Source organism: Serratia sp. NA_13, from assembly GCF_052691735.1.
This window is the reverse complement of record NZ_JBQZFV010000018.1, coordinates 82650-103173: the sequence shown is the minus strand read 5'-3', so window position 1 is coordinate 103173 and position 20524 is coordinate 82650. Positions and strand designations below refer to the sequence as shown.

At 55.6% G+C, this 20524-nt stretch carries 22 protein-coding genes; 2 read left to right on the top strand and 20 right to left on the bottom strand.

What is annotated here, in order from left to right; all coding sequences use genetic code 11:
- Positions 1–115: 115 nt before the first annotated feature.
- The 8 genes from fusA to fkpA all read right to left on the bottom strand — a co-directional run bounded on the left by fusA (position 116) and on the right by fkpA (position 6422).
- Positions 116–2230 (bottom strand): elongation factor G, encoded by a 2115-nt coding sequence (gene fusA, locus ACUTSU_RS20335; protein WP_445652877.1) that lies wholly within the window; start codon positions 2228–2230, stop codon positions 116–118.
- Between the two features lie 97 nt (positions 2231–2327).
- Positions 2328–2798, bottom strand: coding sequence for a 30S ribosomal protein S7 (gene rpsG / locus ACUTSU_RS20330; protein ID WP_012147229.1), 471 nt, complete (start codon positions 2796–2798; stop codon positions 2328–2330).
- Between the two features lie 96 nt (positions 2799–2894).
- A complete protein-coding gene (rpsL, locus tag ACUTSU_RS20325) occupies positions 2895–3269 on the bottom strand; it encodes a 30S ribosomal protein S12 (protein ID WP_004930426.1) in 375 nt (124 codons plus the stop codon).
- A 142-nt stretch (positions 3270–3411) separates the two neighbouring features.
- The gene (tusB, locus tag ACUTSU_RS20320; RefSeq protein WP_445652876.1) at positions 3412–3699 is read right to left on the bottom strand and encodes a sulfurtransferase complex subunit TusB; all 288 of its coding nucleotides are present in this window, start codon (positions 3697–3699) and stop codon (positions 3412–3414) included.
- Between the two features lie 9 nt (positions 3700–3708).
- Entirely contained in the window at positions 3709–4068 is a 360-nt protein-coding gene (gene tusC / locus ACUTSU_RS20315; RefSeq protein WP_012147231.1) for a sulfurtransferase complex subunit TusC, read from the bottom strand.
- A gap of 8 nt (positions 4069–4076) precedes the next feature.
- On the bottom strand, positions 4077–4466 hold the full coding sequence (gene tusD, locus ACUTSU_RS20310) for a sulfurtransferase complex subunit TusD (protein WP_445652875.1): 390 nt from the start codon (positions 4464–4466) through the stop codon (positions 4077–4079).
- Positions 4466–5188 (bottom strand): helix-turn-helix transcriptional regulator, encoded by a 723-nt coding sequence (locus tag ACUTSU_RS20305; RefSeq protein WP_012147233.1) that lies wholly within the window; start codon positions 5186–5188, stop codon positions 4466–4468. The genes tusD and ACUTSU_RS20305 overlap by 1 nt, the downstream gene beginning before the upstream one ends.
- Before the next feature lie 400 nt (positions 5189–5588).
- A complete protein-coding gene (gene fkpA / locus ACUTSU_RS20300) occupies positions 5589–6422 on the bottom strand; it encodes an FKBP-type peptidyl-prolyl cis-trans isomerase (protein WP_445652874.1) in 834 nt (277 codons plus the stop codon).
- 369 nt (positions 6423–6791) lie between these two features.
- Between fkpA and ACUTSU_RS20295 the strand changes: the two genes are divergently transcribed.
- Positions 6792–7019 carry a SlyX family protein gene (locus tag ACUTSU_RS20295; protein ID WP_012147235.1) on the top strand — a complete coding sequence of 76 codons (228 nt, stop codon included), beginning with the start codon at positions 6792–6794 and terminating at the stop codon, positions 7017–7019.
- Between the two features lie 58 nt (positions 7020–7077).
- Here the strand turns inward: ACUTSU_RS20295 and slyD are convergent, their stop codons facing one another.
- The 4 genes from slyD to kefG form a co-directional block, all read right to left on the bottom strand.
- Complete coding sequence (gene slyD, locus ACUTSU_RS20290; protein ID WP_012147236.1) at positions 7078–7680, bottom strand: peptidylprolyl isomerase; 603 nt, start codon at positions 7678–7680, stop codon at positions 7078–7080.
- A 122-nt stretch (positions 7681–7802) separates the two neighbouring features.
- Positions 7803–8006, bottom strand: a complete 204-nt coding sequence (locus tag ACUTSU_RS20285; protein ID WP_445652873.1) for a YheV family putative zinc ribbon protein — start codon at positions 8004–8006, stop codon at positions 7803–7805.
- A 14-nt stretch (positions 8007–8020) separates the two neighbouring features.
- Entirely contained in the window at positions 8021–9829 is a 1809-nt protein-coding gene (kefB, locus tag ACUTSU_RS20280; protein ID WP_445652872.1) for a glutathione-regulated potassium-efflux system protein KefB, read from the bottom strand.
- A 2-nt stretch (positions 9830–9831) separates the two neighbouring features.
- Entirely contained in the window at positions 9832–10383 is a 552-nt protein-coding gene (kefG, locus tag ACUTSU_RS20275) for a glutathione-regulated potassium-efflux system ancillary protein KefG (RefSeq protein WP_445652883.1), read from the bottom strand.
- Positions 10384–10516: 133 nt separating this feature from the next.
- Between kefG and ACUTSU_RS20270 the strand changes: the two genes are divergently transcribed.
- Positions 10517–12430 (top strand): ABC transporter ATP-binding protein, encoded by a 1914-nt coding sequence (locus tag ACUTSU_RS20270; protein WP_445654657.1) that lies wholly within the window; start codon positions 10517–10519, stop codon positions 12428–12430.
- Between the two features lie 11 nt (positions 12431–12441).
- Here the strand turns inward: ACUTSU_RS20270 and tauD are convergent, their stop codons facing one another.
- The 8 genes from tauD to ACUTSU_RS20230 form a co-directional block, all read right to left on the bottom strand.
- Positions 12442–13290: a taurine dioxygenase gene (tauD, locus tag ACUTSU_RS20265; RefSeq protein WP_445652870.1), complete on the bottom strand. Its 849-nt coding sequence runs from the start codon at positions 13288–13290 to the stop codon at positions 12442–12444.
- Positions 13287–14126 (bottom strand): taurine ABC transporter permease TauC, encoded by an 840-nt coding sequence (tauC, locus tag ACUTSU_RS20260; protein ID WP_445652869.1) that lies wholly within the window; start codon positions 14124–14126, stop codon positions 13287–13289. Before tauC ends, tauD begins: the two co-directional genes overlap by 4 nt.
- Positions 14123–14890 carry a taurine ABC transporter ATP-binding subunit gene (gene tauB, locus ACUTSU_RS20255; protein ID WP_445654656.1) on the bottom strand — a complete coding sequence of 256 codons (768 nt, stop codon included), beginning with the start codon at positions 14888–14890 and terminating at the stop codon, positions 14123–14125. Before tauB ends, tauC begins: the two co-directional genes overlap by 4 nt.
- Before the next feature lie 9 nt (positions 14891–14899).
- Entirely contained in the window at positions 14900–15895 is a 996-nt protein-coding gene (tauA, locus tag ACUTSU_RS20250) for a taurine ABC transporter substrate-binding protein (protein WP_445654655.1), read from the bottom strand.
- Between the two features lie 93 nt (positions 15896–15988).
- Positions 15989–17125, bottom strand: coding sequence for a Gfo/Idh/MocA family protein (locus ACUTSU_RS20245; protein WP_445652866.1), 1137 nt, complete (start codon positions 17123–17125; stop codon positions 15989–15991).
- Positions 17122–18186, bottom strand: a complete 1065-nt coding sequence (locus ACUTSU_RS20240) for a sugar phosphate isomerase/epimerase family protein (protein WP_445652865.1) — start codon at positions 18184–18186, stop codon at positions 17122–17124. Before ACUTSU_RS20240 ends, ACUTSU_RS20245 begins: the two co-directional genes overlap by 4 nt.
- Entirely contained in the window at positions 18183–19262 is a 1080-nt protein-coding gene (locus ACUTSU_RS20235) for a Gfo/Idh/MocA family protein (RefSeq protein WP_445654654.1), read from the bottom strand. Before ACUTSU_RS20235 ends, ACUTSU_RS20240 begins: the two co-directional genes overlap by 4 nt.
- Entirely contained in the window at positions 19255–20514 is a 1260-nt protein-coding gene (locus ACUTSU_RS20230) for an MFS transporter (protein WP_445654653.1), read from the bottom strand. Before ACUTSU_RS20230 ends, ACUTSU_RS20235 begins: the two co-directional genes overlap by 8 nt.
- Positions 20515–20524 lie beyond the last annotated feature (10 nt).

The following is a 20524-nucleotide window of genomic DNA, read 5'->3' as shown; positions in this document are numbered from 1 at the left end:
AACGTTAACGTGCGGTTTGGAACGTTCAAATTTTTCTTTAGACACGGCTATATTCCTTACTCTTATGCTCTCCCCTCATGGAGAGAGCACTGATCAATGTGTTAAACCCGAAAGCTTATTTACCACGGGCTTCAATAACGGCCTGAGCGACGTTGTTCGGCGCATCATCGTACTTCAGGAACTCCATGGAGTAAGAAGCACGGCCTTTGGTCAGAGAACGCAGTTGAGTTGCGTAGCCGAACATCTCGGACAACGGAACTTCAGCGTGAATCTGAACGCCAGTAGCGTTGGATTCCTGACCTTTCAGTTGACCACGACGACGGCTAAGGTCACCGATGACGTCACCAGTGTTCTCTTCCGGCGTTTCAACTTCAACCTTCATGATTGGCTCAAGCAAAACAGGTTTCGCTTTCTTAAAGCCATCTTTAAAGGCGATAGAAGCGGCCAGTTTAAACGCCAATTCGGAGGAGTCAACATCGTGGTAAGAACCGAAATGCAGACGCACACCGAGATCAACTACCGGGTAACCGGCCAGTGGACCAGACTTAAGCTGCTCCTGGAGGCCTTTATCAATGGCACCGATGTATTCCGTTGGGATCACACCACCTTTAATGTCATTGATGAACTCGAAACCTTTCGGATTTGAGCCCGGCTCCAGTGGGTACATGTCGATCACAACGTGACCATACTGACCACGACCACCAGACTGCTTGGCGTGTTTACCTTCGATATCGGTAACTTTCGAACGAATCGCTTCACGGTAAGCAACCTGAGGTTTGCCCACGTTTGCTTCAACGTTGAATTCACGACGCATACGGTCAACCAGGATGTCCAGGTGAAGTTCACCCATACCTGCGATGATAGTCTGACCTGATTCTTCGTCAGTCCATACGCGGAATGATGGATCTTCCTTCGCCAGACGGCCCAGAGCCAGACCCATTTTTTCCTGGTCAGCTTTGGTTTTTGGTTCAACTGCAACGGAGATTACCGGCTCTGGGAACTCCATGCGCTCCAGAATGATCACGTTGTTCGGATCACACAGAGTGTCACCGGTAGTCACGTCTTTCAGGCCGATAGCTGCAGCGATGTCGCCTGCGCGAACTTCTTTGATCTCTTCACGCTTGTTAGCATGCATCTGAACGATACGGCCCAGACGTTCACGCTGAGATTTCACTGGGTTAAATACAGTGTCACCTGAGTTAACAAGACCGGAGTAAACACGGAAGAACGTCAGGTTACCCACGAATGGGTCAGTAGCGATTTTGAACGCCAGAGCAGAGAACGGCTCAGCATCGTCAGAACGACGAACTGCTGGAGTGTCTTTACCGTCATCCAAAATACCGTTGATTGCTTCAACGTCAGTTGGTGCTGGCAGATACTCAACAACAGCATCCAGCATTGCCTGTACGCCTTTGTTTTTAAACGCAGAACCACAGGTAACCAGGATGATTTCGTTTTTCAGAACGCGCTTACGCAGAGAAGCTTTGATCTCTTCTTCAGTCAGCTCTTCGCCACCAAAGAATTTCTCCATCAGCTCATCAGAACCTTCAGCAGCGGACTCAACCAGCTTCTGACGCCATTCTTCAGCCAGTTCTTGCATATCAGCCGGGATCTCTTCGTATTCGAAGGTCACGCCCTGATCGGCTTCGTTCCAGTTGATGGCTTTCATTTTCACCAGGTCAACAACACCGGTGAATTTCTCTTCTGCGCCGATAGCCAGCTGCAGAGGAACCGGAGTTGCGCCCAGACGTTTTTCAATCTGATCAACAACTTTCAGGAAGTTAGCACCCATGCGGTCCATTTTGTTAACGAACGCGATGCGTGGAACTTTATATTTGTTAGCCTGACGCCATACGGTTTCAGACTGTGGCTGAACGCCACCAACTGCACAGTAAACCATTACCGCGCCATCAAGAACACGCATGGAACGTTCTACTTCGATGGTGAAGTCAACGTGTCCTGGGGTGTCGATGATGTTGATGTGGTGTGCGTCGAACTGCTTGGCCATACCAGACCAGAAACAAGTAGTCGCAGCGGACGTGATGGTAATACCACGTTCCTGCTCCTGCTCCATCCAGTCCATGGTAGCAGCGCCGTCGTGCACTTCACCGATTTTGTGGTTTACACCGGTGTAGAACAAAACACGTTCGGTAGTGGTCGTTTTACCGGCGTCGATGTGGGCGCTGATACCGATGTTACGATAGCGCTCAATGGGTGTTTTACGAGCCATTTGATTCCTCTATTGCCTTAGGCGTTCAAGTTCAGTTAACCCAAGCGGGTTGGCTTCTTGAAGCGCCCGCTTGGTTAGCATAACTACTGCGTGGCAATTACCAGCGGTAGTGGGCGAACGCCTTGTTGGCTTCTGCCATACGGTGAACGTCTTCACGTTTCTTAACAGCAGAACCTTTGTTCTCAACTGCATCAGAAAGTTCGTTCGCCAAGCGCAGAGCCATGGATTTATCACCGCGTTTACGAGCAGCATCAACGATCCAGCGCATTGCCAGAGCATTACGACGGACCGGGCGGACTTCAACTGGTACCTGATAAGTAGAACCACCAACGCGGCGCGACTTAACTTCTACAGTCGGGCGAACGTTGTCGAGAGCTACTTCGAAAGCTTCCAGGTGATCTTTACCAGAACGCTGAGCCAGGGTTTCCAGCGCGGTATAGACGATTGCTTCTGCAGTAGATTTTTTACCATCTACCATCAGGATGTTTACAAATTTGGCCAACAGTTCGGATCCGAACTTAGGATCTGGAAGGATTTTACGTTGGCCGATTACGCGACGACGTGGCATGGAAATACTCCGTTGTTAATTCAGGATTGTCCAAAACTCTACGAGTTTATTTTGACATTAAAGTGAAAATGTTTGGCCTTACTTAACGGAGAACCATTAAGCCTTTGGCTTCTTCACGCCGTACTTGGAACGAGCTTGCTTACGGTCTTTAACACCGGAGCAGTCAAGTGCACCACGGACGGTGTGGTAACGCACACCTGGCAAGTCTTTTACACGACCGCCACGGATCAGGATCACGGAGTGTTCCTGCAGGTTATGACCTTCACCACCGATGTAGGAGGTAACTTCAAAACCGTTAGTCAAACGCACACGGCATACTTTACGCAGTGCGGAGTTTGGTTTCTTAGGAGTGGTGGTATATACGCGAGTACATACGCCACGTTTCTGCGGGCAAGCTTCCAGCGCTGGAACGTTGCTTTTAGCAGCCTTCACAGAGCGTGGTTTGCGTACCAGCTGATTAATTGTTGCCATTAAAAAGCTCCTGGTTTTTGCTTCGTTTGTTGCTTCGTAAACATATGATAAATCCCCCCGTATGCACTACAGGCAAAGTACGGGACGCAGAATTTTATGGCTGAGTAGTAGAGGTGTCAAGAAATATACAACATTACTCTCATCACCAAGACATTTGGCTGCAATGCTTTTCGGTTAATTCAACGAAGTGATTATAGCCGACGACGGTGATTTTGTGCGAAAAATAACCAATCAAGCCTCTGGCCTCCAGGTCATCTTGCAGCGCATAAAGGGATATGGGGGCATTAAGCAGCAATTCAAGATGCGCACTACCGGCCAGACCAGCCAGCACGCCATTCTGTAACAGCAGCAGGTCGTCGCTCGATGTAGTTAGCCGCAGCAGTGCAGGCAAATCGCATTGAGTGGGGGAACGGCTAAGGGTATACAGCATCAGAATTTCCTAAAAAGTCATCACCGCATCATAGCCGGCCAATAGCTGGCCCAGCGCGTCCGGTGCCAATACCTCGGCGTCCAGCACCCAGTCAGTCACCTGACTCAGACCGCGCTCCTGCAAGGATGCCTGGCACAGATAGCACCGTTCAACGTCATACAATGGCAGTACACCAAAGGTGGCGATATAATTACGCGCCAAAATTTTTTCCGGTTGCTGACCCGGCAATAGCTGCAGTACCCCATCGCCGATAAAAAACACGCCCAGATCTTCACTCAGCGCCGAGGTGGCCAGTAACGCATCAAGCCCTTCCCTGCCGCCGGCGTTGCCGTGAGGCCCCTGGGTAAAAACAAAAGCAACTCGTTTCATAAATTCTCTCAGAACTGCACCAGGCGGTCACTGCTCAGCGCAGCCTCGGCCAGTGAGCCCAACCCGCTGAGGATAAAACCCGGCTGGAGGTTTGCCGCAGGCAGCCCCTGTTGCGCCGCCTCCTGCTCATCGGTTACCCCACGTCGCAACGCGGCGGCAACGCAGACATTGAGCTCGATGCCATGCTGCTGCGCCAATTGTGCCCAGCCACGGACCAAATCAAACTCATCACCGGCGGGTGCAGTCAGTTGGTTGGCATTCAACACCCCTTCACGGTAAAAAAACACGCTGGATAGGCGGTGTCCTTTCGCCAAGAGAGCCAGAGCAAACTGATAGGCGCTACTGGCCTGCTGAGTGCCATATGCCGGGCCGGTGACCAAAAGGCAGTAATTCAGCATCAGCGCTCAGTTCCCAGCAGATCGCCGCTTTTGAACTGGCGGATGTACAGATAGACGGTGTGCTTGGAGATATTCAGACGATCCGCCACCTGATTAATCGCATCCTTGATATCAAAAATGCCCTTCTCATAGAGGTTCAGCACCACCTGACGATTTTTTGCATTGTTGGAAACATTGCGGTCGGCATTAACTTCTTCGATGGTGAACTCCAGCGTTTGTGCCACCAGATCGTCAACGGAGGACGCAAAGTTGACCGAAGGGGCCACTTCCTGGGTTTCCGGTGGCATAAAGGTCTGCATCACCTGCGAGAAAGGCACGTCGAGGTTCATGTTGATACACAGCAGGCCGATCACTCGCTGCTCGCGATTGCGGATGGCGATAGTCACCGACTTCATCAGCACACCGCTCTTGGCGCGAGTAAAATAGGCCTGCGATACGCTACTGTCATTGCCGGCCATATCGTGCAACATGCGCAGCGCCAGATCGGTAATCGGCGAACCGATTTGCCGCCCGGTATGCTCACCGTTGGCAATACGTACCGCCGAGCATTTCAAATCTTCCAGTGCGTGCAGCACGATCTCACAGTGCCCGCCGATCAACATCGCCAGGCCGTCAACTACTGCTTCGTAAGACTTCAAAATTTCATGATCCGTTTGGGTAAACGGACGTTCGTTCAGCAAATCAAGTTCGCTGGCTTCGCTGGATAAAAGCGAATTAGACATCGAAAATACCACCCTCAAAGATCGCCTGTGCCAGGGGGCGCAGCTAAAACTGCTCGTGCGGGTTCCCTTCCACAGGCGGCACACCCTTGTGATTACGCAGGGTGGCTGGCTGATATCAGTCTGAAACAGCACGATGTGCGTCCGCCGGCCTTGACGACCAGGAACAGTTTTAGGTACACGCCCTAAGGGGCAGGCGCATGACTTATAAGTCCGGACAATTAGTCTAGCAAAACAGCCAGAGTAAAGTCCTTGCGTTTGCGCGTGGTATTGACGTTAAGCCCGATGCCCGGCAGGCGTCAAGCGATCAGTGGGGGAGGAAGCGAAAGTTGCGCCTGATTTGGCAGGCTGAAATGAACACCGCCGCAAAGAATGTTCGCGGCGGTGTGGGGCTCAGGCAGACTTACTTCGCTTTGGCATCAGCCGCTGCATCAGCCGGTTTCTCAGCCTTGGCGTCCGCCTTCGGCGTGGCTTTCACATCCAGCAGCTCGACGTCGAACACCAGAGTGGAGTTAGCCGGAATACCCGGGACGCCAGTTTTACCGTAGGCCAGCGCCGGTGGGATAACCAGCTTGATTTTGCCGCCTTTCTTGATGTGTTTCAGGCCTTCAGTCCAGCCTGGGATCACACCGTCCAGACGGAATGACAGTGGCTCACCACGGGTGTAGGAGTTATCAAACTCGGTACCGTCGGTCAGGGTGCCTTTGTAGTTCACCACAACGGTATCGCTGTCTTTAGGTGCCGCGCCGGTACCTGGTTTCTCTACCTGATACAGCAGGCCAGACTCGGTTTTCTTCACGCCTTTTTCTTTAGCGAAGGTATCACGGTACTTGGTGCCTTTCGCTTCGTTATCTTTCGCGTCCTGCTCCATCTTCGCCTGAGCGGAAGCCTTCACGCGTGCTTCAAAGCTTTGCAGGGTTTTTTCGATATCTGCATCGTTCAGCTTGCTCTTGTTGGCAAAAGCGTCCTGAACGCCTGAGATCAACTGTTCTTTATCCAGCTTAATGCCCAGTTTTTCTTGCTCTTTCAGCGAGTTGTCCATGTAACGGCCAAGGGATGCACCCAATGCGTAGGCCGCTTGTTCGTCATCGTTCTTGAACTTGCCAGTGCTTGGTGCCGCGTCGGCAGCTTTAGCCGCTTCTGCTGGTTTAGCTGCATCAGCAGCCATAACCTGGGTCGCATTCAAAGCAAAAGCCATGGTGGTTGCCAGAAGCGTGACTTTAAACAAAGATTTCATCCATTTCTCCAGTGTCTGAAGCAATGCCCCAAACAATCATTAAGTAAGATAACCGGGCTACTATAGCTGTCCGAAACAAAACAAAACAGCCACACAGGTAACCAATCGAGTCAAAGTGTGACTCCAGCTTTAAACAGAAGTTTCCTTTAATGTGCTACCCGTATGATAAATCAGATTTTTCCATCATCCGACGCCCAACGATAACAAATCCGCCCGAGGTAAGCGCTCTATTTTTCAGCACTTTACACAGTGCTCTGAAGCGTTCGGTTATCACCCCCACGAAACGAGGTGAAATAGCGCAGCGCAAAGCCGGCGGCAGCTGTTAACATAACGTCAGATTCAGGATTAAACCGCGTCAGAGGTAGCACCATGCACAACGCCGATAACCACAGCCTGTTACTGCGGCTGGAAGAACTGGAGAGCCGCCAGGCCTTCCAAGAAGTCACCATCGAAGAGCTTAATCAGATCGTGGTGCAACACCAGTTTGAAATGCTGAAATTACAAGAGCACCTGCGCGTGCTGACCGATAAACTGCGTTCGAGCCAGACGTCGATGATCGCTTCGCAGTCGGAAGAAACTCCACCGCCACATTATTGATAAACAATAAAAAAGGCAGCCCCAGGGCCGCCCTTTTTTTGCCGTTACAGTATTGCGATTAGTGGCAACCGCAACCGCCGTTACCGCAACCGCCTTTCTTGGCTGGAGCCTGGTCGTGTGCATGGTCATGATCGTGGTCATGGCCATGACCGCCGCAGCAGCCTTCACCGTGTTCATGGTCGTGGTGATGATCGTGCTCGCCATGTACGTGGCCATGAGCCAGTTCTTCAGCGGTAGCTTCGCGGATCGCGACAACTTCCACGTTGAAGTTCAGGTTCTGACCCGCCAGCATGTGGTTACCGTCAACCACTACGTGGTCGCCGTCCACTTCGGTGATTTCGACCGGCACAGGGCCCTGATCGGTATCAGCCAGGAAGCGCATACCCACTTCCAACTCGTCAACGCCCATAAAGACGTCTTTCGGCACGCGCTGCACCAGGTTTTCGTCGTAGTTGCCGTACGCATCGTTAGCGCCAACATTCACGTCAAAACGATCGCCCGCTTCGTGGCCTTCGAGTGCTTTTTCCAGACCCGCAATCAGTGAACCATGCCCATGCAGATAGTCCAGCGGCGCACTCACCGGAGACTCATCAACCAACACACCGTCTTCTGTACGTACTTGGTAAGCCAGGCTGACCACCAAGTCTTTTGCTACTTTCATGATATCTCCTACCGTTGGATACTTGGACGCAACCGTCATGGGGGCCGCGCCTTAACCGGACAGATTGTATCGGAAATCTTTCCCGCTGTACCCTTCAGCATAAAAAATCGCGCCCAATAACGCTACTCCGGATGGAAAATACCGATCACCTGCTCCTGCGGCCGGACGTGCTTTTCCACCTGTTCTTCGGTCTGTCGCTGGTGATGGTCGCACTTGACGCACTCCACCACTTCGACCTGGTCTTCCCGCCAAACTGCCAGCGTATCCATAGCCTTACAGCTCGGGCAGACAGCTCCGGCGATAAATCTTTTACGTGTTGCAGACATCTCAATGCTCCAAATTATTCGTATTCATCCCAGCCGTCGAACTGGCGACTCTCTTTTTGCATTTCTCGGTGGAAAAGTTCTTCCAACTCACGCCGCGCTTCTTTCACGCGGGAAATTTGCGCCACATCGCCGTGATGCGGCGGCATCAACTCACGCAGCATGCGCATGTCCAGCCGGCGGAAGTGCTGTTGCGCACGATAGGCCTGATGCGGATGCATGCCTAACTCCATCAGTGCCTTTCGCCCCAGCTCCAGCGCACTGGAGAAGGTTTCACGGCTGAACTGCTTGACCCCGGCCTGCAGCAATTCGTGAGCCTCCACACGACCACGTGCTCGCGCCAAAATGCTCAGATCGGGGAAATGCTGCTGGCACAGCCGCACAATTTCCATGGTGTCTTCCGGCTCATTACAGGTGATCACGATCGACCTGGCCTTCGCCGCACCGGCCGCTCGCAGCAGCTCCAGTTCGGTGGCGTCGCCGTAATAGACCTTGTAACCGTAGCGGCGCAGCACGCCAACGGCGCTGACATCGCGCTCCAATACGGTGATGCGCATCTTGTTGGCCATCAGCAACCGGCCGATCACCTGGCCAAAACGCCCGAAGCCAACAATAATCACCTGCGGGTCATCGTCCTCCACATACGGCGTCTCTTCGTCTTCATCCCTGGCGTTGTATCGCCGCACCAGAATACGGTCAATAATTTGCATCAACAGCGGCGTAGTCATCATCGACAAGGTCACCACCACCAGCAACAGCGCGAGTTGATCGGGCTGCAGCACCTTCTGCGTGCCCGCCGCCGAAAACAGTACGAAGGCAAACTCTCCGCCCTGGCTAAGCACGCCGGCAAACTGCAAACGCACCGAACTACGCAGGCCAAAAATACGCGACAACGAATACAGTACCCCTGACTTGATCGTCACCAGCAGCACCACTCCCAGCAGCACTTCGGCCAGATGGGTATAGAGTACGCCGATATTCAGCGCCATGCCCACCGAGATAAAGAACAACCCCAGCAGCAGCCCCTTGAACGGCTCGATTGAAATCTCCAGCTCATGGCGATATTCACTCTCCGCCAGCAACACGCCAGCGATAAAGGTGCCGAGCGCCATCGACAGGCCGAGCGCATCCATAAACAGCGCTGCCCCCAACACCACCAGCAGAGCGGCAGCGGTGAAGATTTCGCGTACCCCGGAAGAGGCGATATAGCGGAACAGTGGCCGCAACAGGAACCGCCCGCCAATCAGCATGCCGCCGAACGCCGCCACCTTGAGTGCAATTTGTGCCCAGTCGTCACTGCTGCCACCGGCCCCGGCAAGGATGGGGATCAACGCCAGCGCCGGGATCACCGCCATATCCTGGAATAGCAGCACCGAGAACCCCAGTTGGCCGCCCTCATTGCGGTTCATGCCTTTCTCGCGCATCAGCTGCAACGCCATGGCGGTTGACGACATCGCCAGCCCGATGCCGCCTATCACCGCGGCCTGCCAGGCAAAATGAGTCAGGTAAAGCAGGGCCCCCAGCACTGTGGCGGTAATCAGCACCTGCCCGGCACCGACGCCAAAGATTGAACGCCGCAACTCCCACAGCTTGCTGGGGTTCAGTTCCAGCCCGATGATAAACATCAGGAAAACCACGCCCAGTTCAGAGAAGTGCAGGATCTCATCGACATCGCGAATGAAGCCCAGCCCCCAGGGGCCGATGGCAATGCCGGCTATCAGGTAGCCCAATACCGCGCCAATACCCAGGCGGCGTGCAATCGGCACCGTGACCACCGCAGCGAACAGAAACAATAAAATTGCGGTCAGTAAAGTTGAGCCTTCCATGTTTACCTCCCTCCGTGTGGCAGCGGGTTGCGCAGCCAGTCGCCATACGCCGTGGCATGGCTTTCCAGCACCTCCGGCTTCTGCCGACGCGCCCAATACACCAGCATCGGCGTCAGCCAGTGCATATGGCACATGGCGGCGGTCAACTCAAACGGGCGCAAAATATCTTCTATCGGATAGCGGTTATAGCCGCCGGTACGGTAGGCTCCCTCCGGTTCACCGGTGGTGATCACCGAACGCCAGTACTTTCCCGTCAGCGCATTGCCCCCCATGCCGCTGGCAAAACCACGCGACAGCACGCGATCCAGCCATTCTTTCAGCAGAGCCGGGCAACTATAGGTATAGAGAGGGTGTTGAAAAACAATGACCTGATGTTCACGCAGCAGTTGTTGTTCGTGGTGAATATCAATAAAAAAATCAGGATAGTGCGCGTATAAATCGTGCACGGTGACATGTTCCAACTGCTGTGCCGGTCGAAGCAAAACCCGATTCGCGACCGAGTCCTGGGATTCCGGATGGGCATACAGCAGCAAGACCTTCGGCGGCTGCGACATCATTCCCCTCCAAAGCGTCGTCAGGGTAGCGGTTTTCCGTTACCATGCTCCGCAAAGACTAATAATAGGACAGTCTGCGTCCTGTTAACTTAGAACTCACTCAATTTAACATACTCTGAACATACGGCACTTTATGATTGTATTTTCCTCGCTACAAATCCGACGCGGCACCCGCGTCCTGTTGGACAACGCCACGGCGACGGTTAATCCAGGTCAGAAGGTCGGCCTGGTGGGTAAAAACGGCTGCGGCAAATCCACGCTGCTGTCATTGCTGAAAGGCGAGATGGCCGCAGACGGCGGCAGCTACACCTTTCCAAGCAACTGGGCCCTGGCCTGGGTTAATCAGGAAACACCGGCGCTGGACGTCCCTGCGCTTGAGTATGTGATCGACGGTGACCGCGAATTCCGCCAGCTTGAAGCCGAACTGCAGGTGGCAAACGATAAAAACGACGGCCACGCCATCGCCACGTTGCACGGCAAACTCGATGCCCTTGATGCCTGGACCATCCGTTCACGCGCCGCCAGCCTGCTGCACGGCCTGGGCTTTTCCAACGAACAGTTGCTCAATCCGGTACGCGCCTTCTCGGGCGGCTGGCGTATGCGTCTGAACCTGGCACAAGCCCTGGTCTGTCGTTCAGACCTGCTGCTGCTCGACGAACCCACCAACCACCTGGATTTGGACGCGGTGATCTGGCTGGAACGCTGGTTGAAAAGCTACCCAGGCACGCTGGTGCTGATTTCGCACGACCGCGATTTCCTCGATCCGATCGTCGATAAGATTCTGCATATCGAACAAGAAACCATTAACGAATATACCGGTAACTACTCCTCGTTCGAACGTCAACGTTCGACCAAACTGGCACAGCAGCAGGCGCTGTACCAGAACCAACAGGAGAAAGTGGCACACCTGCAAAGCTACATTGACCGCTTCCGCGCCCAGGCCACCAAGGCTAAACAGGCGCAAAGCCGTATCAAAATGCTTGAACGCATGGAGCTGATTGCGCCTGCCCACGTCGATAACCCATTCAGCTTCAGCTTCCGTCAGCCGGAAAGCCTGCCGAATCCGCTGCTGCGCATGGAGAAGGTCAGCGCCGGTTATGGCGACAAGGTGATCCTGAGCTCGATCAAACTCAACCTGGTACCCGGCTCACGTATCGGTCTGCTGGGCCGTAATGGCGCCGGTAAATCCACCCTGATCAAAATGCTGGCCGGTTCGCTGGAGCCGCTAAGCGGTGAGATTGGTCTGGCGAAAGGCATCAAACTGGGTTACTTCGCCCAGCATCAGTTGGAGTTCCTGCGCGCCGACGAATCCCCGCTGCAGCATCTGAGCCGCATCGCCCCGCGAGTGCTGGAGCAGCAGTTGCGCGACTACCTGGGCGGCTTTGGCTTCCAGGGCGATAAGGTCACCGAGATTACCGAACGTTTCTCCGGTGGCGAAAAGGCGCGGTTGGTGCTGGCGCTGATTGTCTGGCAGCGCCCTAACCTGCTGCTGCTCGATGAACCGACCAACCACCTGGATCTGGATATGCGTCAGGCGCTGACCGAAGCGCTGATCGACTTTGAAGGTGCGTTAGTGGTGGTCTCGCACGACCGTCACCTGTTGCGCTCCACCACCGACGATCTCTATCTGGTGCACGACGGCCAGGTGGAAGTATTCGACGGCGATTTGGACGACTATCAGCAATGGTTGGCTGACCTGCAACGCCAGGAAAACCAGCAGGATGCGCCGGACAAGGAAAACAACGCCAACAGCGCGCAAGCCCGTAAAGATCAGAAACGTCGGGAAGCCGAGTTCCGTAGCCAGACCCAGCCACTGCGCAAGCAGATCGCCAAGCTGGAACAGCAGATGGAAAAACTGAGTGCCGAACTGGCGGCGGTGGAAGAGAAGCTGGCGGACTCCGCGTTGTACGACATCAGCCGCAAGGCCGATTTAACGCTTTGTCTGCAACAGCAAAGCCAGGCCAAATCCGCGTTGGAAGAAACGGAAATGACCTGGCTGGATGCGCAAGAGCAGTTGGAACAGTTCACCAACGAGTTTAACCTTTAAGGCCTCTGCCCTTAAACCTTGTAGAAAGGTTTATCCCCCAGAATGGTCGCGCGGTGCATAATGCGCCGCTGTGGCAGATAATCCGCGTTGGCGTAATGCTGCGTCACGCGGTTATCCCAGATGGCAATGTCATTTTCCTGCCAGCGCCAACGCACCTGAAATTCCGGCTTGGTGACGTGGGCGAACAGGAAATTCAGCAGCGCGTCGCTTTCCTTCGGTGCCAGATCAACAATCCGCGTAGTGAAACCTTCATTGACGAACAGAGCCTGCCGGCCGCTGACCGGATGCGTGCGCACTACCGGATGCAGCAACGGTGGGTTTTTCTGTACCGCTGCCTGCCAGCGCTGATGTTCTTCCTCGCTGCCACGATGCTTGTGTTCCGGGAATGACTTGGTGAAGTCATGCTCCGCCTTCAGCCCAGCCAGCAGTTGCCGGAATGGCTCAGACAGCGCTTCATAGGCCGCAATCCCACTGGCCCATAGCGTATCACCACCGGTGGAAGGCAGGGTTTTCGCCGCCAGAATCGCCCCCAACGGTGGGTTTTCGATAAAGGTCACGTCGGTATGCCAGTTATCGTTGTCCGGCGGATTATTGTCATGGGTATCCAGCACGATAATCTCTTTCACCTCGGCGGCTTGCGGATAGACCGGGTGGATATGCAGGTCGCCGAAGCGACCGGCCAAATCCCGCTGTTGCAACGGGGTGATTGGCTGATTACGCAGGAACAGCACCTGATGTTTCAGCAGCGCATGGTAGAGCTGTTCGAATTGGCCGTCACCCAAGGGGCGTGCCAGATCAACGTTTTCCACCAGCGCACCGATATAAGGCCCCAACGGGGTGATACTTAAACGTTCGTTCATTGGTTTACTCCGTGCCACGGGGTCAATCGGCGCTGCAGGGCGCGTAACCCCAGCTCCAGCCCAAATGCAATAATCGCAATCACACCGATACCGGCCAGCACCACATCGGTAGCCAGAAACTCACCGGCGGATTGCACCATAAATCCCAGGCCGCGGGTGGCAGCGATCAGTTCTGCGGCCACCAGCGTCGACCAACCAACCCCCAGCCCAATTCGGATGCCGGTTAAAATCTCCGGCAAGGCGCTAGGCAGCACCACAAAACGCAGCAGCTGCCAACGGTTTGCCCCCAGCGCTTGGGCGGCCCGCACACGAACCAGCGCCACACTGCGCACACCGGCTACGGCAGAAAGCGTCACCGGGGCGAAGATCGCCAGATAAATCAGCAAGATTTTCGAGGTTTCGCCAATGCCGAACCAAATCACCATCAGCGGTAAATAGGCCAGCGGCGGCACCGGACGGTAAATCTCAATCAACGGATCGAGAATGCCGCGCACCGTATCGTTCAGCCCCATGGCGATACCCACCGGCACGCCGATAATCACCGCTGCCAACAGCGCCACCAGAATGCGCCCCAGGCTGGCGGCCAAATGCTGCCATAACGTGGCGTCCATAAAGCCTTGCGGGCTGGCGATGGTAATCAGTTGATGCAGCACCTGCTGCGGCGCCGGCAAGAACAACGGGCTGATCAGATTCAACGCGGTCACGCCCCACCAGATGGCCAATACCACCAGCAGGGTGATACTGCTTAGCCAAACATTACGCGGTACGCTAAAACGACGCGTCGGTGCTGCAACCTGCGGCTGAACCACCTCTTTGAGAGCGGAGTGCAGACTCATAGCAAGGCCTCGCGCTGTTGAAAGACTTTGCCCAGCACATATTCGCGCTGCGCAATAAATTCAGGGTCGGACTTAATCGAACGGCAGGGCTCTCCGTTGGCATAACGTTGACCAAAGTTAAGCGCCAGGCGTTCCACCACCTGCCCCGGTCCCGGTGATAGCAACAGCAGTTCACTGGCCAGAAACACCGCTTCTTCAATGTCATGGGTGATCAGCAGCACCTGTTTGCCGGTATCACGCCAAATGGTCAACAGCAGTTCCTGCATTTGCTCGCGGGTAAAAGCATCCAGCGCGCCAAACGGCTCATCCAGCAACAACAGGCGCGGATCGGCAGCCAAGGCACGGGCAATCCCTACCCGCTGACGCATACCACCGGAGAGCTGCCAGATAAAGTGCTGTTCATAGCCAGCCAAGCCGACGCGTTGCAACATCTTTTGCGCCACCTGACGTCGCTGCTGTTTGCCGACACCGGCCAGTTGCAGACCAAACTCCACGTTATCCACTACGTTGCGCCACGGCAGTAAACCCTCATGCTGGAACACCACACCCCGCTCGGCTCCGGGGCCGCTAACGGTCGTTCCATCAAGCGTGATGCTGCCAGCTGAAGGCTCAATAAACCCGGCGATCAAATTCAGCAGCGTGGTTTTGCCACAGCCCGAAGGCCCGAGCACCACCACCAGTTGCCCGGTGGCAATCTGGAAAGAGACGTCGCGCAGCGCGGGGCGGCCCTGATACTCTGCTGAAAGGTGATTAACGTTTAACATTCTGCTCCCCTACGACTGCGGCGCAGCCTGCACCTGTTTTACAAACCGATCGGTGACGTAGGTACTGTAATCGCTGTCGACTCGTGGAATTTTTCCCTGTTGTTTAAGGAACTCGGCAGTATCGCGAATGGCCTTGTCCACAGGCTGGCCCAATTGGGTGATTTGTTCCGCCACCGGCAAATAGGTATTGCCCTTCACCAGCACCGGTATCTGTTCTTCCGGCACGCCGCTCAAGTGGGCCAGCGTGCTGAGATTGCCCTTGTCCTTCAGCCACTGCTCCGGCTGCGCCAGATAGGCTTTTTGCGCGTTCAGCGCGCTGGCAGCAAAGGCGGTCACCACTTCCGGGTGTTTTTCGGCAAAGTCTTTGCGCACTACCCAAACGTCGAGCGTTGGCGCGCCCCATTGTCCAACCTGGGCGGAATCGGTCAGTACCTTGCCCTGTTTGGCTAATTCATTCACCACCGGTGCCCAGACGTAAGCCCCGTCGATATCACCACGCTGCCAGGCTGCGGCAATGGCCGGCGGTTGCAGATTAATAATTTTGACCTGTTCAGGCTTGATGCCCCAATGCTTCAGCGAGGCCAGCAGGCTGTAGTGAGTGGTTGAGATAAAGGGCACGGCGATACGCTTGCCGATCAACTCCTGCGGGCTTTTGAGCTCTTTTTTCACCACCAGGGCTTCGGAGCTGCCGAGTTGGGAGGCGATAAGGAAGGCTTCGATAGGGAGTTTTTGGCTGGCGGCCACCGCCAGTGGGCTGGAACCGATATTACCGATCTGCACGTCACCGGAAGCCAACGCGCGTAGCACGCTGGAGCCGCTGTCGAATTTACGCCAGTCGACGGTGGCGCCGGATTGTTTGGCGAAGCTGTTTTCCGCCTGCGCCACCTTGGCAGGTTCCGCAGACGTCTGGTAAGCCACGGTCACGTCCACCGCATAGGCGCTGGCTGCGCTGAGTGACAACACCAAAAGTGCCGCGCTGCGTAATGAAAACCGTTTGCTCGCCATGTTCCGCTCCGTTGATAAAAGTCTGTTCAGTTGCTGACAGTTTTATCTGAGCGGTGACGAGCTATAAAAGAATAAAAAAAACTGCGTTATTACTTATGGGAATAAAAGTTCATTCAGGTCGATCCATTGCCCTCCAGCAGCACTGCTACGTTGGGCAGCATCGATAAATGCCATGCCCTGCACCCCGGTATCAATCCCCGGTAACAGGGGGGCCGCCTGCGCCCCATCCCGCAATCGTGCCGCCGCCTCGCGGTAAATCTGACCAAATCCTTCCAGATAGCCTTCAGGATGCCCTGCCGGTACCCGTGCCAGTGAACGATTCTCCGTATACTGGAATGAAGAGGCGCGGGTTATGCAATAGGCTGGCGCATCCCGGGGCCGCATCCACAGCTGATTAGGTTGCTCCTGACAAAATTCCAGGCTGCCGTCGCTACCATAGATTCTCAAACGCAGGTCGTTCTCATGGCCGCAAGCCACCTGACTGGCCCACAGTCGACCTCTGGCACCGTTGGCGTAGCGCATTTGCACCCGCACATCGTCGTCTATCTGACGCCCAGCAATAAACGCAGTGAGTTCAGCGCTGATCGCCTGCGGCAACAGGCCGCTGACAAAGTGCGCCAACTGCCAGGCATGGGTACCCACATCACCAATACAGCCGGCCCCGGCCTTTTCTGGCTGGGAACGCCAGTCAGCCTGCTTGTTGTCGGTCAGTTCCAGCGGCTGCGCCAGCCATTCTTGTAAATACTCCACCTCGATAAAGCGGATTGCCCCCAATTCACCGGCTAATACCCGACTACGCGCCTCGCGCACCAATGGATAGGCACTGTAGTTATGGGTCAATATCAGCTGCTTTCCGCTACGCCGCACCGTCTCGGCCAACTGCAAGGCCTCGGCATAGCTGTTGCACAGAGGCTTGTCGCAGATGACGTCGATGCCGGCGTTAAGAAACGCGGTCGCCACCGGCGCATGCAGATAATTGGGGGTGACGATAGCCACCACATCGATGCCGTTTTCACGCGCCACCTCTGCCTGCGCCATTTGGTTAAAATCGTGATAACAGCGCTGTGGGTCGAGGTGTAGCCGTTCGCCGGTGCGGCGACAGTTTTCCCAATCCGCAGAGAAAGCCCCGGCTACCAGCTCAAACTCATCGTCCATCCGCGCCGCCAGACGATGCACTGCGCCGATAAAGGCTCCTTCGCCCCCGCCGACCATCCCCAAGCGTAATCTCATGGTTGCTCTCCCATACCCAACATCTGTCTGACCTGTTTGCGTTCACCGCCGACAGCGGCAAAGTCATCAAACGCCCTCTCAGCAACCGGAATAATATGGCGGGCGATAAACTCAGCCCCTTCCCGCGCACCGTCCTCCGATGATTTCAGACAGCACTCCCACTCCAGCGTGGCCCAGCCGGGAAAATCGTACTGCGCCAGCTTGCTGAAGATTGCCGGGAAGTCGATCTGCCCATCGCCGAGTGAACGAAAACGTCCGGGTCTTTCCAGCCACGGCTGATAACCGCCGTACACGCCGCTGCGAGCACTGGGCCGATATTCAGCATCCTTGACGTGAAACGCCCGGATGCGCGGGTGATAAACATCAAGAAAGCCAAGATAGTCCATCTGCTGCAAATGCAGATGGCTGGGGTCATACAGGATATGGCAACGCGGGTGATTACCAACCTGCCGCAGGAAGCGCTCAAAGGTCACACCGTCATGCAGATCCTCCCCCGGGTGCAGTTCATAGCAAAGGTCGACACCGACGTCGTCAAAAGCATCGAGGATCGGCCGCCAACGTTGTGCCAGTTGTCCGAAGGCTTCCTCCAGCAACAGCGCATTGTGCGGTGGCCAGGGGTAAAAATAGGGCCAGGCCAGCGCGCCGGAAAAAGTCACGTGTGCCGCTAAACCCAACCGCTGCGATGCCTGTGCTGCCATCAGCAATTGCTCCGTTGCCCATGCCTGCCGGGCCTGAGGATTGCCGCGCACCTGGACCGGAGCAAAGCCGTCAAAAGCCGGATCGTAAGCCGGATGCACCGCCACCAATTGCCCCTGCAAATGGGTGGATAACTCGGAGATCGTCAGGCCGTGTCCCGCCAGCAACGCGCGCACCTCATCACAATATTCCTGACTGTGGGCCGCCCGCTTGAGATCAAAAATAGCAGGGGACGTGGTCGGGATCTGCAGGCTTTTAAACCCCAGCCCGGCGGCCCAACCGGCCAACCCGTTCAGCGAATCAAACGGCGCTTGCGGGCCGATAAACTGGGCCAGAAACAGCCCCGGCCCCTGAATGGTTTTCATGCTGATGACCTCCCTAATATTACTGTTTGTCGGCTGCGCACCGCTTCGTCCGCCGCCAGTACCACCCGCAGGCTGTTCAGGGCATCCTGCCAATGCCGGTCGAGATCCAACCCGCCCTGGATCGCCTGAAGAAAATAGCGCTGCTCGCTCAGGCACAGCGCCAGATGGTCCGGTTCGTCCTGACAGTCAATCCAGCGGTCCGATTGGATAAACTGATTAGTGCTATCCAACGCCGCACTGTGGATACGCAACGAGTCGGTACGGGTGTGGCCGTCGACGTTATCTGAATCCGCATCCGCCTGCCGCGCGACGATCGAGACTGAGCCACGCGGCCCAATCACGTCTTTGACGAAGTAGGCGGTTTCGCTGATCATCGGCCCCCAGCCGGCTTCGTACCAGCCAACGGAGCCATCGGCAAAACGCACCTGTAACTGGCCATAGTTGTACATTTCCGGCGGCAGCTCCCCACTCAGTCGTGCACCGATGGCGCTGACGCTGACCGGCTCCGACTGGGTCATCTGGCACATCACGTCGAGGTAATGCACGCCACAGTCGACAATCGGCGACAGCGACTGCATCAAATTGCGGTGTACATCCCACATCGCACCGTGACTCTGTTGATTGAGGTTCATGCGCATCACCAGCGGTTTGCCCAGGTCACGGGCCAATGCGACAAATTGTTGCCATGACGGATGGTGACGCAGAATATAGCCGACCACCAGTTGCCGCCCGGTGGCCCGTGCGGCGGCAATCACTCGCTCCGCACCGACCAGGGTAGTGGCGAGCGGTTTTTCAATGAACAGATGGCAACCGGCAGCCAGCGCCGCCAACGCGTAGGCCTCATGGGTATCTGGCCAGGTGGTCAGGCAAACCGCATCCGGACGCGTCACCGTCAGCGCCTGGGCGAAATCACCGAACACCGGGTAGCCGCCCCCCAACCGAGTATTGAGCCGATGTCGGGAATCACCGCGCGCCACCAATCCACAAATCTCGACACCGTCCAGACCGTCATAGGCTTCAGCATGTGAAGCCCCCATATTGCCGCAGCCCACCACCAGTACGCGCAAGTCAGTCATCGCGTTTCTCCCCCTGCGGGATTTCCCGGTAATTGAAGGTGAAGAAGAACAGTGCCGCGATCACCAACGCACCAATGGCCGGATACCACCAGAAACTCTGCCACTGCGGCAGCGCTGCCGCCCCTTCTGCAGTCACCAAACGATTAAACAGGGCACCGCTGATTTGCGAACCGATCAACATGCCCAGACCATAGGTGAATAACACCAGCAGACTCTGGGCCTGGCCCTTGACTTTGTCACCGGCTACCTTGTCGGTGTAGATAAAACCGATCACGAAAAAGAAGTCGTAGCACATGCCGTGCAGAATGATGCCGAGGTAAATCATCCAACGCAGTTCTTCGGTAATCCCCAGCGCAAACATCACGTAGCGCAGGAACCACGCCAACATGCCAATCAGCAGCATCACCTTGATGCCCAGCCGTACAAACAGAAACGGGATCAGCAGCATAAAGAACAGTTCGGACATCTGCCCCAGCGACATCACCCCGCCGACATTGCTGAAACCGGTCGCCGCGATGAAAGGCGCGGCATAGGCATAGTAGGCCGCCAAAGGGATGGAAATCAGCGTCGCGCAGAGGATAAATACCAGGAAGTGTCGCTGCTTCAGCATGGCGAAAGCATCGGCACACAACAGGTCGCGCATTTTTATCGGTTTGCCGCGTTCCGGCGCCGGGGTGTGTGGCAGGGTGAAGCTGTAAATGGCCAACACCAACGAGGCCACCGCCGCCAGTGTGAAAATACCGGTACTGTCTGACAACCCGCTGGCACCGACGATCAGCCCAGCGACAATCCAGCCAAAGGTGCCGAACGCCCGCACCACAGGAAAGGCTTTTTCGCTGTTGCTCAGGCTATAAAACGCCACGTTGTTGCTGAGGGCGATAGTCGGCATATAACACAGCACATAACCGAAAATGATCCACAACAGACCGCTCTGTCCACTGTGGAAGAAGCCGGGCATCAGCCACAACAACCCGGCACCGATCAGATGCAGCACCCCCAGCACCTTCTGCGAGGCAAAGAAGCGATCGACCAGCATACCCAGCACGAACGGTGACAGAATCGAAGCGATCGGCCCGGTCGAGTAGGCATCGCCGATGATCGCCGCCAGACCGAACTTACCCATCACTACGCCGAGCGTAACGTACCACGCCCCCCAAACAAAGAACTGCAGAAACATCATCAGTGCCAACCGCGGCACCACCCATTTAAATGTGACGCTTTTGGTCCCCAGGACCGCGCTGTCAGTTTGCATAATTCCCCCA

What these genes read in the sequence shown, in the direction of transcription:
- ACUTSU_RS20295 (WP_012147235.1), top strand. Translation starts at nt 6,792, where the DNA reads ATGCACAACGCCGATAACCACAGCCTGTTACTGCGGCTGGAAGAACTG.
- tusC (WP_012147231.1), bottom strand. Translation starts at nt 4,068, where the DNA reads ATGAAACGAGTTGCTTTTGTTTTTACCCAGGGGCCTCACGGCAACGCC.
- ACUTSU_RS20240 (WP_445652865.1), bottom strand. Translation starts at nt 18,186, where the DNA reads ATGAAAACCATTCAGGGGCCGGGGCTGTTTCTGGCCCAGTTTATCGGC.
- tusB (WP_445652876.1), bottom strand. Translation starts at nt 3,699, where the DNA reads ATGCTGTATACCCTTAGCCGTTCCCCCACTCAATGCGATTTGCCTGCA.
- fkpA (WP_445652874.1), bottom strand. Translation starts at nt 6,422, where the DNA reads ATGAAATCTTTGTTTAAAGTCACGCTTCTGGCAACCACCATGGCTTTT.
- ACUTSU_RS20245 (WP_445652866.1), bottom strand. Translation starts at nt 17,125, where the DNA reads ATGAGATTACGCTTGGGGATGGTCGGCGGGGGCGAAGGAGCCTTTATC.
- ACUTSU_RS20270 (WP_445654657.1), top strand. Translation starts at nt 10,517, where the DNA reads ATGATTGTATTTTCCTCGCTACAAATCCGACGCGGCACCCGCGTCCTG.
- ACUTSU_RS20305 (WP_012147233.1), bottom strand. Translation starts at nt 5,188, where the DNA reads ATGTCTAATTCGCTTTTATCCAGCGAAGCCAGCGAACTTGATTTGCTG.
- rpsG (WP_012147229.1), bottom strand. Translation starts at nt 2,798, where the DNA reads ATGCCACGTCGTCGCGTAATCGGCCAACGTAAAATCCTTCCAGATCCT.
- ACUTSU_RS20285 (WP_445652873.1), bottom strand. Translation starts at nt 8,006, where the DNA reads ATGTCTGCAACACGTAAAAGATTTATCGCCGGAGCTGTCTGCCCGAGC.
- tauA (WP_445654655.1), bottom strand. Translation starts at nt 15,895, where the DNA reads ATGGCGAGCAAACGGTTTTCATTACGCAGCGCGGCACTTTTGGTGTTG.
- slyD (WP_012147236.1), bottom strand. Translation starts at nt 7,680, where the DNA reads ATGAAAGTAGCAAAAGACTTGGTGGTCAGCCTGGCTTACCAAGTACGT.
- fusA (WP_445652877.1), bottom strand. Translation starts at nt 2,230, where the DNA reads ATGGCTCGTAAAACACCCATTGAGCGCTATCGTAACATCGGTATCAGC.
- rpsL (WP_004930426.1), bottom strand. Translation starts at nt 3,269, where the DNA reads ATGGCAACAATTAATCAGCTGGTACGCAAACCACGCTCTGTGAAGGCT.
- tauB (WP_445654656.1), bottom strand. Translation starts at nt 14,890, where the DNA reads ATGTTAAACGTTAATCACCTTTCAGCAGAGTATCAGGGCCGCCCCGCG.
- tusD (WP_445652875.1), bottom strand. Translation starts at nt 4,466, where the DNA reads ATGCTGAATTACTGCCTTTTGGTCACCGGCCCGGCATATGGCACTCAG.
- kefB (WP_445652872.1), bottom strand. Translation starts at nt 9,829, where the DNA reads ATGGAAGGCTCAACTTTACTGACCGCAATTTTATTGTTTCTGTTCGCT.
- kefG (WP_445652883.1), bottom strand. Translation starts at nt 10,383, where the DNA reads ATGTCGCAGCCGCCGAAGGTCTTGCTGCTGTATGCCCATCCGGAATCC.
- tauD (WP_445652870.1), bottom strand. Translation starts at nt 13,290, where the DNA reads ATGAACGAACGTTTAAGTATCACCCCGTTGGGGCCTTATATCGGTGCG.
- ACUTSU_RS20230 (WP_445654653.1), bottom strand. Translation starts at nt 20,514, where the DNA reads ATGCAAACTGACAGCGCGGTCCTGGGGACCAAAAGCGTCACATTTAAA.
- tauC (WP_445652869.1), bottom strand. Translation starts at nt 14,126, where the DNA reads ATGAGTCTGCACTCCGCTCTCAAAGAGGTGGTTCAGCCGCAGGTTGCA.
- ACUTSU_RS20235 (WP_445654654.1), bottom strand. Translation starts at nt 19,262, where the DNA reads ATGACTGACTTGCGCGTACTGGTGGTGGGCTGCGGCAATATGGGGGCT.